Source organism: Streptococcus sp. HMSC068F04 (genome assembly GCF_001837455.1).
Lineage (GTDB): Bacteria > Bacillota > Bacilli > Lactobacillales > Streptococcaceae > Streptococcus > Streptococcus salivarius_D.
On record NZ_KV832526.1, the window covers coordinates 36,146 to 55,134 of the forward strand.

The window sequence follows — 18,989 nt, forward strand, 5'->3', positions numbered from 1 at the left end:
ATGAAAAAAATACTTTATGTAATGAACGTTGAGTGGAATTGGATAAAGCAACGACCTCACTTTATTGCAGAAGGATTGTCTAAGAATCACCATGTGGAAGTTCTTTATCGGTATTGGTATAATAGAAAAGGTCTTACTCTAAATAGGAATGAAAATAGTGTGAAGCTTTCTCGAATTTATAGTATCCCCTTTGTAACTAGATTTGCAAAACTTAAGGCAGTAAATGATTGGATTGTTTCCCGAAAGATAAAAAAAGTAGCTAGAAACTTTGATCCAGATATTGTTTATTTAACACATCCTAATCAATTTGAAAGATTTGATAATAACTATAAAGGAAAGGTCATTTATGACTGTATGGATTATCATACTGCTTTCATTACTGAAAATAACGAGCAGCAACGAATCAAGAAACTTGAAACTAAATTAATTGCTAGGGCAGATCTAATTTTAGTATCTAGTGAAAGATTACTATCAAATCTGTTGAAAGATTATCAAGAGGTACTAGATGAGTCTAAAATTGAAGTTGTTAGAAACGGCTACAATGGAGATATATTGGATGTTCCAGCTGAAAAAAGAAAAGCAAAAAAAAATGTTTTAGCTTATGTTGGTACAATAAGTCATTGGTTTGATTTCGATATTTTGTTGGAAAGTTTAAAAGATTTTAAGAATATTGAATATCGTTTGATAGGACCAGTAAGTGGAGTTACAATTCCCGAAAATGAAAGAATAAAGTATGTTGGTAGTGTAGATCACAAAGATATCTATTCTAATATCAAAGATGCTGATGCGTTGATTATGCCATTTAAATTAAATGATATTGTGGAAGCAGTTGATCCCGTAAAATTGTATGAGTACATAAACTTTAATAAGGATATCTTGACGATAAGTTATAAGGAGATAGAAAGATTTAGTAAATTTACTTATTCTTACGATGGTTATGACGAATTTAAGAGTCAGCTTAAAATATTAATGCAATCAAAAGAAATTAAATACAATGAAAAGATGAGAGAAGATTTCTTGAATTGTAATAGTTGGGAAAATCGAATTTCAAGAATAGAAGCATTGATTGAAAAATTATAATCTGTATTTAACATATTCTGGGAGGAAAAATTGAGAAGCTTTCGTATAGAATTAATGGAGCTGTTGTATTACATTTCTGTAGCATTTTCGGTGGGATTATTCTTGTTTTTAAATGTAAGTTTATTTATTCATAGGAATTTACTTACACTTATCTCTATTTTTATTATTATCCTTATGCTTCCACTTTTAATAGCTAATAGAAGGTATATATCTAGGTCTGCGTTTTTTTTTGGTGCTGCATATATTTTGTGTGTATTATTTTCATCGATAAAAGCCTCAAGTTCTTATTCTTATTCATTTATCGAATATTTTTATGCTATAAGACAATATATTTGGGTTTTATTATTCTTTACTTTAATTTATTTATTTGGGAATAATGAAAAAAAGATGAAACGAGTAATTGATAATACAATAAACATTTTACTTGTTTCATTGGTTATTCGTTTTATATCATGGCTGTCATTTTCATTACTTAAATTTCAATTGTTTCCAAAAATATTGATGGAGTTTGGAAAGTTATGGTATAGAAATGAAACTTCTATTCGAATTGATGGCACACCTCTAATTTCTATAGCACTTTTTTTATCCTTTTACTTTTTATTAAAGTATGGTGAAAGAAAGTATTTTTATAAACTACTTTTTATGATGATTTTTGTAGTTTTTGTAAATCAAACTCGTATGTTAATCTTCCCTCAGTTGTTATCAATGTTTTTTATGTATTTATACTATAAAAAACCTTATATGCATTTTTATCTTTTTTGTATTATTGCAGGAATAGTATGCTTTTTATTAACTGGTGGCTTAGACTTGATAAAAGGGTATATTAATCTATTTAATAATGGATCTACTGATTTGGGCTTAGGATTTAGATATTGGGAACTTAAGTATTATTTGAGTTTGTTGAGAGACAATCATTGGATATACGGATTAGGTATATTAACCTCCTTAAATGCAAATAGTTTTTCTATACTGTTTGGTCCCGGTATGGTTCAGATGTATCTTGACGACTTGGGCTTCGTAGAACTTTTCGTTCAATTTGGAATACTTTCTTTCTTTTTATATGGTTATTTGATATATAAATTGGTGACCTTGATAAGAAGAACAAAGAATAAAAAATATATATGTGAATGTTCTCTATTTATAGGTTTGTTGACTAACATATTGGTAACTGCCGCATCATTAAACATATTTGGTAGTCAGAGGATTTACTCTTTAGTGTTGATCTTTGCATTAATATTCTTTTATGATTATCAGTTGACTAAGGAGAGATAAATGTTAAATAAAGTATGTTTTATCATTCTAAATTATAATAATTACACCGATACGATTAATTGTATTCATAGTTTACAGTCAACGATTCGTCGTGATATGTACGACATTATTGTAGTTGATAATAACTCTTCTAATGATAGTGTTAGACAATTGAGAAAATGCTTGAATGATGTTGAAATTATTCCCAATAAGGTGAACCGAGGATATGCTAATGGTAACAACATTGGTATAAAAATTGCTGAAAGCCGAGGATACATATATATATGTATATTAAACAATGATACTGTTATCGATATTGATTTTTTAACACCCTGTGTTGATTTCTTGAAGAATGATAGTTCAATTGCTTTTATAAGTCCAGCACTTGTGGAATATAAAGATGATGATTTAGTTCAATCTACAGGAGGTGATATTTGTATTGAAAAAGGATACGTTAATCTAAAAAATAATAAAGTTTCAAGAAGAAAATTACCTCCCATTGTTGAGAGCGATTATATCGGTGGTGCCTGTATGTTATTCAGAACTGAAGTTCTGAAAAAGTTAGGGTATATACCGGAGAGTTATTTTTTATTTTATGAGGAGACCGAGTGGTGTTACAAGGCCAAAGAACAAGGGTTTAAAAATATATGTCTAACGGACTACTATATTTACCACAAGGGATCGGTATCTATTAATGCTATAAATGGATTACAAGAGTATTTGATGAATAGAAATAAAGTAGTTTTCGTTAAAAGAAATATAAATAGCAAAATTAAATATATTAGATTTCTGATGTATCTACTTTTTAGATTTACTTATCGTCTTCTTTTAGGAAAAGAAAAAAATATTAAGATTATTAGGTATTACGTTGATGGTATAAGAGGAGTAATTGATTCGAAATATCCGTTTATTGTGATTGAAAATGATTAATATATTGGAAGGTGTAAAATGAAAAAAGTAATGTTGGTTTTTGGAACGCGCCCAGAAGCGATTAAAATGTGTCCCTTAGTTAAAGAACTGAAACAGCATACTACTATTGAAACAGTAGTGTGCGTTACTGGTCAACACAAGGAAATGCTAGAACAAGTTTTAGATGTTTTTAAGATTATACCTGATTATGACCTAGGTGTCATGAAAACCAATCAGACACTATTTACAATAACAACATCTATTTTAGATAAAATACAATCAGTTTTAGATGAAGAAAAACCAGATATTGTTCTAGTTCATGGTGATACAACGACGACCTTTGTAACAGCTCTAGCAGCATTTTATAAAGGTATTAAAGTAGGGCATGTTGAGGCAGGCCTTCGAACTTATAATTTACATAGTCCGTTTCCAGAAGAATTTAATCGTCAAGCAACGTCTATAGTTTCTGATTACAACTTTGCTCCTACAGAGGTTTCAAAAGAAAACCTAGTGAGAGAAGGTCGAAAGAACATTTTCGTTACTGGGAATACTGTAATTGATGCCTTGAAGACTACAGTTCAAAATGATTATAGCCATCCTATTTTAGATTGGGCCAAAGGAAGTAAGCTCATTATGTTGACAGCGCATCGTCGTGAAAATCTGGGTGAACCAATGGAGCATATGTTCCGAGCGGTCAATCGTATTTTGGATGAATTCGAAGATGTGAAGGTGGTTTATCCGATTCATAAGAATCCCAAAGTTCGTGAATTAGCCAATAAAGTATTTGGAAATAATGAACGAATGAAAATTATTGAACCTTTGGAAGTGATTGATTTTCATAATTTCATGAACCAAAGTTATATGATTTTAACGGATTCAGGTGGCGTTCAGGAAGAAGCACCTTCGTTAGGCAAACCTGTGTTAGTGATGCGAGATACAACAGAACGTCCTGAAGGTGTCGCTGCCGGAACCTTGAAATTAGTTGGAACAAGTGAGGAAAACATCTATAATAATTTCAAGCGATTGCTAGAAGATCAAACTGAGTACAATAAAATGAGTGAAGCTAGCAATCCTTATGGTGATGGTACGGCTTGTAAACAGATTGTTAAAATTTTATTAGATAATTAGGTGAAATGATGTCTGTAATTGATTATAAAAAAATTAAGACCAACATTGTCGCATTCGATTTCTTTGATACTATTGTTCATCGTGATTGTAATCCTGAAATTATTTTATTTAAGTGGGCCAAAGAGGTTTCGTGCTATTTAAGATTTTCGATTAGTCCATCTGTAATTTATCAAATAAGAAAGAAAATTGAAACTGAAAAAAAAAGTAATGGCTTAGAAGAAGTTGCTTATCAAGATCTCTTAGCTGAGCTTTATAATAGGTTAAAGAATCTTTCTAAATCAGAATATTTTCCTGATATTGAAGATTTTGTTGAGTTTTCGAAAGAGTTAGAAGTACTTTTAGAAATAGAGCATATTTATATAGATAATGAAATTTTAGATATTATAAAGTTTCATTATGAAAATGGGAAAAAATTATACGTTATTTCCGATTTCTATGCCGATAGTAAGCTTATAGGTAAGATTTTGGAACATTTAGGTATAAAACATTATTTCGAAGATATTATAGTTTCTAGCGAATATAATGCACGTAAATCTAGTGGTAGGTTGTTTGAAAAATTCTTATCTATAACAGGACTGGAGCCTCACCAAGTAACTATGATTGGAGATAATTATATCTCTGACTTTGTCAATCCCAGTAATTTAGGGTTAAACGCATATTTTAGAGAGTATACTCCAGTTGAAGATAGTTTAATTGACGATAAAGGATTTGAGAAACTTTATAAAGATGTTCTTTTTTCCGATGCCGAGGATGCTCCATTTAATGGATTCTTAGCAGACATTTTATATTTTGTTTCGAAATTACATGTTCAACTTACAAAGGATAGAGTGACCAAAGTTTTATTCTGTTCACGTGAAGGTCAGTTATTAAAGAAATTATTTGATCTTTATCAAAGTACTTTTTTACATAAGAATAAGATTCAAACATATTATTTTTATGTTTCGAGACGTTCAACGTTAATTCCATCTTTAACTAATCCTGATGTTGAAGATTTTGATATCATTTTTAGACAATATAAAAAAATTAGTTTAGAAAATTTTCTTCTGAATTTAAATTTTTCAGATGAAGAGATTAAACAGATAGCTGGTGATTTAAGAGTTGAAATTAAGGAGACTCTTGAAAAAAATTCCAAGCTTTTAGAGTTACTGAAATCCAACCCTGTTTTTCTTAAGAGATATATGTTTGAGAAATCAAAGAGCTCGAATTTTAGAGATTATGTGAATAGTTTAACTAGTGATGATACTATTTATTTGGTTGATATAGGTTGGAAAGGTACAATTCAAGATAATATTCAAAGGGCGTTATCTGATAAAATTATTATAGGGTATTATTTTGGTCTTAAATATCAAAATAATGATAACATTTCGAAAAAGAATAAGTTCGGTATAATGTTTAATGATTTTCCTGAGAAGACGGAGTTTTTTGATATTATTAGTAGAAATTATGAATTTTATGAGGATATTTTTGTAGCTGATCATGGCCCGACAATTGCGTATAAGTCAACTAATGGAAAAGTAATTCCAATCCTTGATAATGACCGGAAACATGTTAAAGTTTATGAAATGGTACATAGCTACCAAGAAAATATGATTACGGGATTTAAAACTTTATTGGAAGGGTATAGTAATTCTTGTAAACTTCCGTATGATTGTTATAATTTATTTATTATTAATTCTTTAAAAAAGGAATGTATCTTCGCTCCTAAATTATACCTTTTAAAGGAAAGATTACGTGATAATGTAATAGAAAATTTTGGTGAAGTTGTTATAAAAAAGAAAGTAAGACTTTCAAAGAAATCATTATTTCTTTTAAAGATGGACTTTCTTTGGGTCGATTTTGCATATATGGCTTTTTATAAGATAAGTTTTGGGAAAATTTTCTCAAAAATGTATTGTTATTTCGTCTTCTTTTTAAAACGCTTTATTTTGAAATTGAGAAATGGAATATAATAATGAAAGAGAAATCAATTAAAATTAATGCAATATTGAATGTTTTACTAACTTTGTCAAATATTGTTTTTCCTCTAATTACTTTTCCGTACATTTCTAGAGTTTTAAACCCCACTGGAGTTGGGGTAACTTCTTTTTTTACTTCAATCAGTAGTTACTGTACTTTAGTAGCATCGCTCGGAATTTCTACCTATGGTATTCGTGCTATTGCAAAGGTTCGTAATGATAAAAATAAATTAACTAAAGTATTTCAAGAGTTATTATTAGTTAATTTATTTATGGCAATCATTGTTTCAGTTTTACTATTGTTATTAGCAATGGGGATAGAACAATTAAGATCTGAAATGGGGTTGTTAGTCATTACTTGTGTTACTGTATTGGCTTCACCTTTTTCACTTAATTGGTTTTACAGTGGTATAGAAGAATATTCTTATATAACAAAAAGGTCAATCTTATTAAAGTTTATATCATTGATTCTTACTTTTTTATTGGTTAAAAAGCCCAACGATTATATCGTATATGCTAGTATAACTTTATTTTCTATATTAAGTTCTAATATCTTAAATATTCTTCAAAGTAGGAAATTTATATCTTTTAAATTAAGAAATGATCTTAAATTCAAACATCATCTAAAACCCATGTGGTATTTATTCGCATCTCTTTTGGCAGTAAATGTATATACAAACTTAGACACGGTGATGTTAGGGTTTATTAGTGGTAATTCAGCAGTCGGTCTTTATTCAGTTGCTACTAAAGTTAAATGGATTTTACTATCATTAGTTACTTCTATTAGCACTGTTTTATTACCTCGCTTTTCGTTCTATATTAGTCAGAAAGATATTTCAAAATTTAGAGAAGTTTTACGAGAATCCATTTCAGTGATTTTTTTCATATCAATACCATTAACTGTTTTTTTTCTAATCGAAGCAAGAGATAGTATATTACTTTTAGGAGGTAATAAATATCTAGATGCAACATTAACTATGCAAGTTCTAATGCCTATATTGTTAATTTCAGGCTTTTCAAATATTACTGGAAATCAAATTTTGATTCCGACAGGACGAGAAAAATATTTTATGCTTGCAGTAAGCAGTGGTGCATTTGTTAATTTAATATTAAATTTTTTGCTCATGCCGAAATATGGAATCTTAGGGGGAGGCTTAGCAACCTTGTTTGCAGAGATTACTCAGATGGTTATACAGGTTAAATACTCTATAGATTTCTTACAAAAAAGTATCTCTGTTAGCTCAATCTTTAAATTTATTTTTTCAGCTATTATTTCAGCTTTAATATTATTATTAACTAGGTCACTTTTTATTTATAAGGATGCTCTTATTCAGTTAACTGTATCAGGCTTGTTGTTCTTTTTAATTTATGTTTCTTTACTTCTTTTACTTAGGGATAAAACAATAAAGAATGTATTTGGGAATTTAAAGTAGACTATATATAATAAAAAAGTAAATTTTTTTCGTAAAGATCAAAAATAAGTAGTCTATTATGAGTTCTTTATTGTGCTATTCTAAAAGTGAAAAAAGTGGCTCTCTGTCAACTGTTGTGAGTGACGAAAAACTAATGCTCTTTTCTACCGTTTGTCAAGTCTATCAAGGCTTTAAGTAAAAAAAGAGAGAAGACAGTAGCTATTCTGAGGTTACTGTCTTATTTTTAACACTTTTTGATCCATAAAAGGGCATGCTAAAAAAACACCTCATCTGGTATTTTTTGAAACAAGCTGTTACAATAATACGGCATAGACAGCTTTATCGATTTTGGCTCAAAGAGTAATCGTAAAGTTTGTTATGCGTAATGAGGTAATATATTGTTCGAATGAGACGATGTATAGAGGCAATCGTATGTGGCTTAGTTGAAGCTATTGTCGATTGTCTTTTTCGGGACTTTTTGTGTACACTTAAAAAGCTCTATAATCTCTACAGTACTTTTACCCACTACAGAATTATAGAGCCTCTATTTAAGAGATTCCGATGGAATCTTTTTTTATATCCAAGAATAGTATCAGTTTTTCCTAGCATGGTACTGGTAAGCGTTTTCTAAAAGGGTTATAATAGGGATAAGTTAGTCAAGGAGGTGCTTTATGACCATTAAGGTGATTGCAACAGATATGGATGGAACATTTTTAGACGATAAAGGGAGCTATGACAAGGAGCGTTTTAGTCAGATTTTAGATGCTATGGCTGCGCGTGATATGCACTTTGTCGTTGCATCAGGTAATAGTATGAGTCGCCTTAAACCCATGTTTGCGGAGACTTTTGACCGACTGCATTTTGTAGCTGAAAATGGAGGTCAGGTGGTTAGCTATGGCAAGCTTCTGTGTCAGGAGTTCATGGCATCAAATGATGTTGAAAAACTGCTAAGCTATTTTGATTATGATTTATTAGATAGGCCAACTATATTTAATGGTGCTCAAGGCTCCTATATGTTAAAAGGGTCTAGGGTTAATTTTGCTGAGATGATAACAGAAGAAGAGCAAAAAGCCCTAGAAGCTGCTATTCAGCGTTTGAATGGGCTTGAGGAGTTAGATGATGATTTCATCAAGATTACCATGTTGCTGAGTCCTGAAGAGGCTAATCGTGTGTCACAGGCTTTTAATCGTGATTTTGATGGCAATCTAGTTGCTGTTCCCAGTGGTTTTGGTGCTATTGACTTCATTCAAAAAGGCATGCATAAGGCTTGGGGGCTCAAGCAACTTCTTAACCACTGGGGCTTGTCTGAGTCCAATGTCATGGCTTTCGGTGATGGTGACAACGATCTTGAGCTCTTGCAAATGGCTGGTCGCTCTTATGCTATGGAAAATGCCAGTCCAGCTATTTTACAAGTGGCTGATCAGATTGCTCCCCACCACAAAGACCAAGGAGTATTGACTGTCTTAGAAGATTATTTAGGATTGGTTTAAAGATAGGGTGGTAGAGTAATGAAGTTATATTTAATGAGACATGGTGAGACATTATTTAATACACAAAAGCGTGTTCAGGGCTGGTGTGACTCGCCCTTGACTGAAAATGGTATTTGGCAGGCAGAACAAGCCAAGCAGTACTTTGCAAAGAAAGGTATTTCTTTTGATGCTGTCTACTCCTCTACGCAAGAGAGAGCTACTGATACGGCAAAGATTGTGGCGCCTGACTATTCGGTAACCCAGCTCAAGGGAATAAAAGAAATGAACTTTGGATCTTTTGAAGCTCAACCAGAGCACCTCCTCCCCAAACATCGACCAGGTTCACGATCCTTTGAAGATCTCTTGGTCCCATACGGTGGTGAAGATATTCGCGAGGTCGGTCAGAGGGTCTTGAAGACTGTGTTAGAGAAAGCAGAAGCACACACTAAAGATGGTGCTAAGAATCTCCTATTCGTCAGTCATGGGGCGGCTCTATGGGGATTAATCATTTTCATGGACTTGGCCTTTCCTGAAGGAGTACGTTTTGGGAATTGTAATATTTGTGTTTATGATTATAACCAAGGACAATTGGAACTTCTTCAGGTGATTGATCCGATTTCTGGTTTAGAGGTAACATTATGAAAGAATTTTATTTAATGAGGCATGGAGAAACACGATTTAATGTTCAGCATAGGCTTCAGGGGGTCTGCGATGCCCCTTTGACGGAAGTCGGGATTGAACAGGCTAAAAAGGCTGGTCAGTATCTAGCCAAGCAAGAGCCAATTTTTGATCATGTCTTTACGTCAACCTCTGAGAGAGCTAGCGATACTCTAGAAATTGTGACAGGACGAACAGATTATGAAAGACTTAAAGGTCTTAAAGGACAGGATTTTGGTGCTTTTGAAGGGCAGCCAGAGTATCTTACTCCTAAAACCTTACCTGATGGACAGGGCTTTGGTGATTACTTTGTTCAATTTGGTGGCGAGAGTACGAGCCAGGTCCGGGATCGTATGGAGTTGACGATTAGGGCCATCATGGAGAGTGTGGCCGATGGTTCTAAGTCCTTGCTGGTTAGTCATGGTCCATCTATTTTGCAATTCTGTAGACGTGTTTTAAATCCTGTTCCAGATATTCGTGGTCTTAAAAATTGTTGTATTTTACACTTTACTTATGACCAAGGTCAATTTGAACTGGTCTCAGTTTATAATCCAGTGGAAGAAGAGTATATCTATGGAGGTGAAGAATGACACGATTCTATTTAATGCGACATGGACAAACACTTTTTAACACACTCAATCGAATTCAAGGTTGGTGTGATTCCCCTTTGACTGAAAAAGGTCAGGACCAAGCTCGTCAGGTGCGTGCCTATTTTGAAAAACATGGTTTGACTTTTGATCAGTATTATTGCACGACTACTGAAAGAGCTTCTGATACGCTTGAATTGGCTACTGGGCGTACTGATTATAAACGTGTTAAGGGACTTAAAGAGATGCACTTCGGTATCTTTGAGGGGCAACCGGAGTATCTTCATCCTAAAATTCAAATTCAGGGGCATTTCGGTGACCATTATGCTCAGTTTGGTGGGGAAAGTCAAGACCAGTTCGTTGCGCGTGTGGTTTCGAGTGCTAGGGAAATAGTAGATAAGCATCCTGACCAATCTATTTTAGCCGTTAGTCACGCTGGAGCCTTGATGACTTTTCTTCATGCCGTGGAACCAGAGCGGGCCTTTGAGTCGTGTCCAGGCAATTGTACCATCTTAGTCTTTGATTACGATGGATCGAGCTTCCACTTTGTCAAGCTGATAGATCCAATAGCTGATCAAGAGTTGGTGGAATTTTAGCGGCTTTCTATGATCAAAGATAGTAAGAAACCCTTTCTTAGTGTATAATGGAAGGGTATTTTAAATTTTGGAGTGCCTATGAAATTTACAAAAAATCAGTTCATTTGGTTGGCTGTCCTCTTTTTCAGCTGTTTCTTGATCTATACATATTGGGAAACCGTTGTTTCAATTTGTAACACTATTTACATTGCCAGTCAGCCCTTCCTGGTTGGAGCAGGGATTGCCTTTGTGGTCAATATCCTGATGTCTTTTTATGAGAAGCTACTGGTCAAGTTTATTCCATTTGGTTTTATCGCTAAGATTAAGCGTCCCGTTGCTCTACTCTCCGCATTGGCAACCATCGGTTTGGTCTTTACTTGGGTCGTCTTCACTGTTCTTCCAGATTTGATTGACAGTATCAACACCTTGATTAGTCAAGACCGTTCAGCTATTAATAACTTGATTAATTGGTTGCTTAAAAACAAGTCCTTGCAAAAAATTATTCAAGATCTTGGTGGTGTGACACAGGTTAGAGAGCTAATCAATAGCTATAGTGCTCAGTTGCTTCAACAAATCATGAATGGTTTGACAAGCTTCTTGACTTCGTTAACGAGTCTACCATCAACCTTGATTAATCTCTTTATTAGTATCGTCTTTTCTTGCTATGTTTTGGCTGGGAAGGAGAAACTTGGGAATCAGGTCAATCGTTTGGTAGATGTCTATTTAGGACGTTATGGTAAGACTTTTCACTATGTGGTGGCTATTCTCAATAATCGCTTCCGCAATTTCTTTGTTTATCAGTCGATTGAGGCTTGTATATTGGGGACTTTGTGCTATATCGGGATGCTCATATTTAATTTCCCTTACGCCGCGACTATTTCTATCCTGATTGGCTTTTCAGCTATGATTCCAGTTGTGGGGGCCTATATCGGTGTGACGATTGGTACCATCTTGATTATGACGCACTCTGTGACCTTGGCACTTTTGTTTGTTGCCTACGTGGTTATCTTGCAGCAGTTTGAAGGAAATCTCATCTATCCTTATGTGGTTGGTGGTTCTACCGGACTGCCTGGTATTTGGGTTATCTTCGCTATCACCATAGGTTCTGCCTTGGGCGGTATCTTGGGTATGTTGGTTTCTGTGCCAGTAGCTGCAACCCTTTATCAGATTGTTAAAGATAATGTTGTTAGGCGAGAAGAGGCCAAAGCAGCCAATGTTATTGAAAATAATGATTAATTAAAACAGACTTAGGTCTGTTTTTTTCGTACTATAGTATCAGATGTCAATAAGATAGTATAAGTGTAATCGATTTCCAAGTGTTATACTATTAGTAGATTAAACAAGACGAGGAGATAAAAGATGACTTATACATTTCCAAAAGACTTTCTCTGGGGTGGTGCAACAGCTGCCAATCAGTTTGAAGGTGCTTACAACCTAGATGGCAAAGGTTTGTCTGTACAGGATGTGACGCCAAAGGGTGGTGTTCCTTTTGAACCTGGGGCTTTGAACCCTTTGATTACAGATCAACCAACAGCAGATAATCTAAAGCTAGAAGGTATAGATTTCTATCACCGTTATAAAGAGGACATAGCACTTTTTGCAGAGATGGGCTTCAAGGTCTTTCGTATGTCAATTGCATGGTCTCGTATTTTCCCAAATGGTGATGATGCTGAGCCAAATGAAGCTGGGCTTGCTTTCTATGATAAAGTCTTTGATGAATTGGTTAAGTATGGCATTGAACCGCTTGTAACCTTGTCTCACTATGAAACACCCCTCAACTTGGCGCGTGAATACAATGGATGGACTAATCGTAAATTAATTGGTTTTTATGAAAACTATATCCGTACCGTCTTCACACGTTATAAAGATAAGGTCAAATATTGGTTGACCTTTAATGAAGTGAACTCTGTTCTACATGCACCTTTCATGTCAGGTGGCATTGCGACACCTATGGAAGAACTCTCTAAACAGGATCTCTATCAGGCAGTCCATCATGAATTAGTCGCATCAGCTTCAGCAACCAAGATTGGTCATGACATCAACCCTGATTTTAAGATTGGTTGTATGGTTCTTGCCATGCCTGCTTATGGTATGACAGCTAATCCTTTGGATCAGTTGGCTGTTCACGAGTTTGAAAATCAAAACTATCTCTTCTCAGATATCCATGCGCGTGGGAAATATCCAAACTATATTAAACGCTATTTCAAAGAAAATGGTATTAAAATACAATTTGCTCCTGGTGATGAAGAAATCTTGAAAAATACCGTTGATTTCATTTCATTCTCTTATTATATGTCTGTGGCAACCGCCCACAATCCAGAAGACTATACGATTGGTAAAGGAAATATTATGGGTGGTGTTGAAAATCCCTACCTTGAGAAATCTGAGTGGGGTTGGGCTATCGATCCAATCGGTCTTCGTTTAGTTTTGAATGATTTCTATGATCGTTATCAATTGCCATTGTTTATCGTCGAAAATGGATTGGGTGCCAAGGATGTCCTTGTTGATGGTCCTGATGGTCCAACAGTGGAAGATGATTATCGTATTGATTACCTTCAAAAACACTTGATTCAAGTCGGTGAAGCTCTTCAAGATGGTGTGGAGCTTTGGGGCTATACGACTTGGGGACCAATTGACTTGGTATCAGCTTCGACGGCTGAACTCAGTAAACGATATGGCTTCATCTACGTTGATCGTAATGATGATGGTAGTGGTAGCTTGGCTCGTTATAAGAAAAAATCATTTGCTTGGTATAAGTCTGTTATCGAAAGTAATGGTGAAGCTCTTTACAAATAGAAAATCGTTAAGAATCTCAGCAAAAGCTTGAGATTCTTATTTAGTATTTGGGTACAACGTTGATAAATAAGTATTTCGGCGAATATATTTGCATATCGAGTATTAAACTACTACAGAATGCAATTTATGTTAATTAACACATTTTCTGAAAAAGTGGTAGAATAAAAGTGTGAAAGCGTTCTTATATTTTCCGAAGAAGTAGCGAGTCTATCTCTTTGCTTTTCCTACTTAGATGGAGGTAACGATAATGAATGATTTGAAAAAAGTTCTCTTAGCTGGAATCGGGTTGACTGCTATGACAGTTGATAAGGCCGATAGCTTTGTCAAAGAGTTGGTTGAAAAGGGGCGTTTGACTGTTGAAGAAGGTAAGGAACTGGAACAAGAGCTCAAACGTCAAAGTAAGGAAGAAGCTCAAGAATTTTTAGCGAAACTTGATGCTAAGAAATCTTCAGTTGAGTATGCGACTAAGGATGATGTGAAACGTCTTGAAGAAAAACTTGACGCTTTGCTCAGTCAAAATAAATAAAATGTAAGGAGACTAAAATGGCAAGTAAACGATTGAGACATGTGTTGAAGGTTTTCTCGTCAGTTGGTCTCCTTTCTTATCGTGAAAAACACCTTCCTCAAGACCAACAGACAACACCTGTCAAGCTACGCCAAGCCTTTGAGCAATTGGGACCTAGTTTTGTTAAAATTGGTCAAATCCTATCCACACGCTCTGACCTTTTGCCAGAGGCCTATATCAGAGAATTATCAAAACTCCAGAGTTCAGTTCCTCCCTTGAATAAAGAGGAAGTCATGACGGCCATTAGGAGAGAATTACCCAGTGAGCTTTCTGCCAGTTTTCTTGATTTTTCGGAAGAGCCCTTGGCTTCTGGTTCTGTAGCTCAGACCCATAGGGCTAGATTGTTGTCTGGTCAGGAAGTAATTGTAAAAATTCAGCGACCTGGTATTGATGAGGTCGTTAAGGAAGATATTCAGCTTCTCATTAAGCTTGCACGCCATATTCCAAAGCATTTTATACCTATGGTCGATGTTCAGGAGGTTTTGGAAAATCTGCGAGAGACCCTAATTAAGGAACTTGATTTCAGAAATGAAGCAGAGGCCATGAAGCGTTTTAAGGCAAATAATAGGGCTGTTGCTTGTCTAGGTGTCCCGGAGGTCTATGATTCCTTTACGACGCCACACCTCATAGTCGAAGAGTACATCGATGGGATTCCACTTAATGACTACAGCCAATTGCTTGAGGCTGGCTATGACCTGGAAGATGTGGGCAAGAAACTAATGTTGTCATTTATCAAGCAGGTTTTCAAAGACGGCTATTTTCATGGTGATCCTCATCCTGGAAATCTCTTGGTACGTGATGGCAAGATTTGTTTCATTGACTTTGGCATTATGGGTGAGTTGGAAGTGGGGATGCGTGCTTCCTTAAATGACATCCTATATAGTTTTACTGCTCAGGATGTTGACGGCATGACTAAGGCTATCTTGTCAGTTACCCAGTTTGATAATGGGCTAAACCGTGCAGTTCTAAGTCAGGATGTGGAGCAGATGCTGGGGCGTTATTCTGGTGTTGACTTGGGAAGTCTGTCCATGACAGATTTGCTAGAGGATTTACTGGCTATTTTCCAGAAGAACCATCTTAAAGCCTCGTCTCAAATTACCATTTTGGAGAAGGCTTCGCTTCAAATCGAAGGTATTTTCCGAGAGTTGGCCCCAAATATGGATTTGATGACTTTGGCCAAGGATTATTTCCTAGAAAATATGGGCCCTGATATGCTTAAACAGGCCCTGAATAAAGAGAGTATCTTGATTGAACTCTTTTATCTGATTCGCAATGGAAAAAATATTCCACGTCGCCTGCATCAGCTCTTGGAGCAGATTTTAAACGGACGAATTGTGGTAAACCATGATTTTATCAACTTTTCAGGTCGAATTAAAGTCTTTGAGAAAGTTTTAAATAATCTGGTTTTAGCCTTGCTGACATTGGGATTTCTACTTTCCGGTGCCCTTTTGGCCAATAAATCAGGTTTTGAAAATCTTGCCTGGCTATTTCTTGGACTTGGAACTTTTCTAGCTTTAATCACGGTAGTGCGTATAATATTTAAGAAAAAAGGATGAAGTATGATTGAAACAACTAGGCCCGAGCTTGTGGCCTATCAAGAAGAGCGTTTAGCCAAATTTGTGAATGAAAATCAGAAGTTAGACAAAGGCCAAATTGTTTTTGCAGGGGACTCCATCACGGAGTTTTTTGCGTTGAAAAAATATTTGGGTCGAGATTTTCCCTTGGTAAACCGTGGGATTGCAGGAACAGACTCAGTTTGGCTTTTAGAACACCTTAAAGAGCAAGTTTTAGATTTGGAACCCAGTAAATTGGTACTCTTGATTGGTATTAACGACATCGGAAGGGGTTACCCCATTCGAGATATTGTCAATCGTATTTCCGATATTATCATGACAGTTCGTCAGGAATCTCTCCTTACTGAGGTCTATTTGCTGAGTGTCTTTCCAGTTAGTGAAAAATCACAATATGCTGCTAAGGTTAAGATTCGAAATAATGCGTCTGTAGGTGAGCTTAATCAACAATTAGCTGTTCTCCCTGGTGTGACCTATGTTGATCTTTATGATTACCTGACAGATGCCCAAGGACAGTTAAATGACACTTACACAACGGATGGTTTACACTTGAGTCCACAAGGTTATCAAGTCCTAGCAGAACCAATCAAAAAGGAGATCTTAGAATGAAGGTAGGCTTAGTCCTTGAAGGCGGAGGCATGCGTGGCTTATACACTGCTGGTGTTTTAGATGCTTTTTTAGAAGCTGGAATCAAAGTAGACGGCGTTGTATCAGTATCAGCTGGAGCACTTTTTGGTGTTAATTACCTTTCTAACCAGCCCAAAAGAGCACTCCGCTACAACAAACGATTCATGGGAGATCGTCGCTACATGAGTTTCTGGTCATGGCTGACGACCGGTAACTTCGTTAATAAGGAGTTTTCCTATTATAAGGTTCCAATGGAGTTAGACGTTTTTGATCAGGAAGCCTTTGCTGATTCGGGCGTTCCCTTCTATGTGGTCACTACAGATATTGAGACTGGCAAACCAGACTATATCAAGATTGACCATGTCTTTGAGCAGATGGAAGCCCTTCGTGCAAGTTCCGCCCTGCCTTTGGTTTCTGAAATTGTCGAGTACAAGGGTAAACGCTATATGGATGGCGGTCTATCTGATAGTCTTCCCATTGATTTTATGGAAAATCTGGGCTTTGACAAACTTATTGTCGTTCTGACGCGTCCTAAGGGTTATCGTAAAGAGCCATCTAAAACGAGTAAGCGAATCTACAAGCTCTTTTACCGCAAATACCCTGAATTTGTCCAAGTAGCATCAAATCGCCATATCCACTACAATAAGAGTATTGAAAAGATTGAGGCTTTGGAAAAAACTGGCAATCTTTATGCCATTCGTCCAGAGCATGCGCTTGAAGTTGGTCGATTGGAGAAGGATCCTGAAAAATTTGAGGCCATCTATCAAGAGGGATTGGAACAAATGCGAAATGAGATGTCTCATCTCAAAACATTTCTTGGAGACAACTAAAAACGTGCTCGGTTGAGCACGTTCTTTTAGTTATTGATTTGTCGAGCTTGATGGCGTTCTTTGACTTTTTGACGACGTTTTTTCTCATTGATATAAATCAAGTAGACAACATAAAGCGGTAATAAGAGGAAGCAGAACAAGGCAAAATGTTTGATAAAGTTTTGCTTATTGCTTGTTTGTTTGTCCTTCTGACCGCCTGAAAAGAGGAAGAAGCCAGTTTTAGATGCCTTGACAGTACTTGCTTTAATCTTAGGTGACACTGTTTTTAAGCCATTATCGACAAGGACATAATCATCTTTAACACTAAGCTTAGGTTCTTGTCCTTTTTTGACTGTGGCATAGACATCTTTTTGGACATCGTATTTTTTACCATCAATCTTTTATTTGCCCTTGCTTAGGACTTTCTTGTAGGAATAGTCTTTAAACATTTTCTCAATGAGGGAGTTACCGAAAGCATGACGGATTTTTTCGCTACTTTCGTCTTCCCAATTTCCAACGCCTAAGATAACTGAAATGACACGTTGATTCCCTCGTTTGCATGTGGAGATGTAGTTGTAATCTCCTCGAGGACTTGAGCCTGTTTTTAAGCCATCAACACCTTTGAGGCCATAATCAGCACCAGGCAAGGAGTAGTTGTAATTTTCAAAGGTTTCCTCGTATGGTGTTCCTTTTTTGACAGTTACTGTCTGTTGGCTAGTGTATTTAAGGATTTCAGGGTGATGTTTGATAAGGTTATAAGCCATGATAGACAAATCACGAGCTGTCGTCTGGTTAGAGTGGTTATTATCATAACGTTTAGGCGTGTAGTAGCCTTTGTAAGATGCCGCACCAGCTCCAGAAGCATTGTACCATTTGGTGTTTGTCATGCCGAGCTCTTTAGACTTCTCGTTCATACGATCAATCCACTTGTCAGGATCATTATCGCTGAGATAGTTGGCAAGCATGACTGTTGCTGCATTTGAAGAGGGAACAGCTGTCATAGTGATAAGTTCTGAAACCGTGTATTTAACTCCAGAAACAATCTTGTTGTTTGAGATTTCGTAGATATTAGCAATAGACTCATCGGTTGGTTTGGCTGTAATCACGGTGTCTTCTTTGATTTCTCCCTTTGACAAAGCATCAAAAACCAAGTAGAGAGACATGGCCTTACTCATAGAAGCAGGGTCACGTACTTCATCAATGTTATCTTGCCAAAGGATATCACCAGTATTGGCATCAATCAAAAGTGATGATTTAGGTCTATAGGACTCGGTGGCTTCCTTGTAGCCCGCTTTTTGTGCAATATCTACCAGTTGGTCAGCGGACGACAGACTGGGAGTTAAAGCCAAACTAGCTACCAGGAAGAGTCCTAACAATTTCTTTTTCAAAATAATCTCCTTAGTAACAATGTTTTTATGCTCTTTAAAAAGGCATCCTTTAATCTATTTTTGTTATATGTTTGTAAAAAAAGTCATACTTGTCTATTATAGCATAGTTTTGGGTGGTTTTATCAGTATTCTTGGGGGACTTCCTTGAATAGAGTATAAAAAAAAACGTGTCATGGACACGCTCAGAATGAAGACAAACATCGTTTTTGA

At 35.7% G+C, this 18,989-nt stretch carries 16 protein-coding genes and 2 pseudogenes; 16 read left to right on the forward strand and 2 right to left on the reverse strand.

The window, feature by feature from the left end; genetic code table 11:
* Genes HMPREF2571_RS08820 through HMPREF2571_RS08845 form a run of 6 tightly spaced genes read left to right on the forward strand, consistent with a single transcriptional unit; the run spans nt 1 to nt 7,756 of the window.
* A complete protein-coding gene (locus HMPREF2571_RS08820) occupies nt 1-1,080 on the forward strand; it encodes a glycosyltransferase (RefSeq protein WP_013990656.1) in 1,080 nt (359 codons plus the stop codon).
* A 30-nt stretch (nt 1,081-1,110) separates the two neighbouring features.
* A complete protein-coding gene (locus HMPREF2571_RS08825; RefSeq protein WP_041817237.1) occupies nt 1,111-2,352 on the forward strand; it encodes a hypothetical protein in 1,242 nt (413 codons plus the stop codon).
* Nucleotides 2,353-3,261, forward strand: a complete 909-nt coding sequence (locus tag HMPREF2571_RS08830; RefSeq protein WP_013990655.1) for a glycosyltransferase family 2 protein — start codon at nt 2,353-2,355, stop codon at nt 3,259-3,261.
* 18 nt (nt 3,262-3,279) lie between these two features.
* On the forward strand, nt 3,280-4,368 hold the full coding sequence (gene wecB, locus HMPREF2571_RS08835; RefSeq protein WP_014633177.1) for a non-hydrolyzing UDP-N-acetylglucosamine 2-epimerase: 1,089 nt from the start codon (nt 3,280-3,282) through the stop codon (nt 4,366-4,368).
* A gap of 8 nt (nt 4,369-4,376) precedes the next feature.
* Nucleotides 4,377-6,317 carry an HAD-IA family hydrolase gene (locus tag HMPREF2571_RS08840; protein ID WP_041817236.1) on the forward strand — a complete coding sequence of 647 codons (1,941 nt, stop codon included), beginning with the start codon at nt 4,377-4,379 and terminating at the stop codon, nt 6,315-6,317.
* A gap of 2 nt (nt 6,318-6,319) precedes the next feature.
* Nucleotides 6,320-7,756 carry a flippase gene (locus HMPREF2571_RS08845; protein ID WP_013990652.1) on the forward strand — a complete coding sequence of 479 codons (1,437 nt, stop codon included), beginning with the start codon at nt 6,320-6,322 and terminating at the stop codon, nt 7,754-7,756.
* A gap of 318 nt (nt 7,757-8,074) precedes the next feature.
* Here HMPREF2571_RS08845 and HMPREF2571_RS10590 read toward each other — a convergent pair.
* A pseudogene (locus HMPREF2571_RS10590) lies at nt 8,075-8,212 on the reverse strand (IS110 family transposase); the annotation flags it as partial.
* A gap of 194 nt (nt 8,213-8,406) precedes the next feature.
* Here HMPREF2571_RS10590 and HMPREF2571_RS08850 point away from each other — a divergent pair.
* The 10 genes from HMPREF2571_RS08850 to HMPREF2571_RS08895 all read left to right on the forward strand — a co-directional run bounded on the left by HMPREF2571_RS08850 (nt 8,407) and on the right by HMPREF2571_RS08895 (nt 17,412).
* Nucleotides 8,407-9,225 (forward strand): Cof-type HAD-IIB family hydrolase, encoded by an 819-nt coding sequence (locus HMPREF2571_RS08850; RefSeq protein ID WP_013990651.1) that lies wholly within the window; start codon nt 8,407-8,409, stop codon nt 9,223-9,225.
* Between the two features lie 18 nt (nt 9,226-9,243).
* Nucleotides 9,244-9,846: a histidine phosphatase family protein gene (locus HMPREF2571_RS08855; RefSeq protein WP_041817233.1), complete on the forward strand. Its 603-nt coding sequence runs from the start codon at nt 9,244-9,246 to the stop codon at nt 9,844-9,846.
* Nucleotides 9,843-10,451 (forward strand): histidine phosphatase family protein, encoded by a 609-nt coding sequence (locus HMPREF2571_RS08860; RefSeq protein ID WP_013990649.1) that lies wholly within the window; start codon nt 9,843-9,845, stop codon nt 10,449-10,451. The genes HMPREF2571_RS08855 and HMPREF2571_RS08860 overlap by 4 nt, the downstream gene beginning before the upstream one ends.
* The gene (locus tag HMPREF2571_RS08865; RefSeq protein ID WP_013990648.1) at nt 10,448-11,044 is read left to right on the forward strand and encodes a histidine phosphatase family protein; all 597 of its coding nucleotides are present in this window, start codon (nt 10,448-10,450) and stop codon (nt 11,042-11,044) included. The genes HMPREF2571_RS08860 and HMPREF2571_RS08865 overlap by 4 nt, the downstream gene beginning before the upstream one ends.
* Before the next feature lie 78 nt (nt 11,045-11,122).
* A complete protein-coding gene (locus tag HMPREF2571_RS08870; RefSeq protein ID WP_013990647.1) occupies nt 11,123-12,259 on the forward strand; it encodes an AI-2E family transporter in 1,137 nt (378 codons plus the stop codon).
* 123 nt (nt 12,260-12,382) lie between these two features.
* A complete protein-coding gene (locus tag HMPREF2571_RS08875; RefSeq protein ID WP_013990646.1) occupies nt 12,383-13,819 on the forward strand; it encodes a glycoside hydrolase family 1 protein in 1,437 nt (478 codons plus the stop codon).
* 247 nt (nt 13,820-14,066) lie between these two features.
* On the forward strand, nt 14,067-14,345 hold the full coding sequence (locus HMPREF2571_RS08880; RefSeq protein ID WP_013990645.1) for a phasin family protein: 279 nt from the start codon (nt 14,067-14,069) through the stop codon (nt 14,343-14,345).
* Between the two features lie 17 nt (nt 14,346-14,362).
* On the forward strand, nt 14,363-15,940 hold the full coding sequence (locus HMPREF2571_RS08885; protein ID WP_013990644.1) for an ABC1 kinase family protein: 1,578 nt from the start codon (nt 14,363-14,365) through the stop codon (nt 15,938-15,940).
* Nucleotides 15,941-15,943: 3 nt separating this feature from the next.
* On the forward strand, nt 15,944-16,564 hold the full coding sequence (locus HMPREF2571_RS08890; protein ID WP_013990643.1) for an SGNH/GDSL hydrolase family protein: 621 nt from the start codon (nt 15,944-15,946) through the stop codon (nt 16,562-16,564).
* Complete coding sequence (locus HMPREF2571_RS08895) at nt 16,561-17,412, forward strand: patatin-like phospholipase family protein (RefSeq protein WP_013990642.1); 852 nt, start codon at nt 16,561-16,563, stop codon at nt 17,410-17,412. Before HMPREF2571_RS08890 ends, HMPREF2571_RS08895 begins: the two co-directional genes overlap by 4 nt.
* 26 nt (nt 17,413-17,438) lie before the next feature.
* Here the strand turns inward: HMPREF2571_RS08895 and HMPREF2571_RS08900 are convergent.
* Nucleotides 17,439-18,779 (reverse strand): annotated as a pseudogene (locus tag HMPREF2571_RS08900) (D-alanyl-D-alanine carboxypeptidase family protein).
* Between the last annotated feature and the right edge of the window lie 210 nt (nt 18,780-18,989).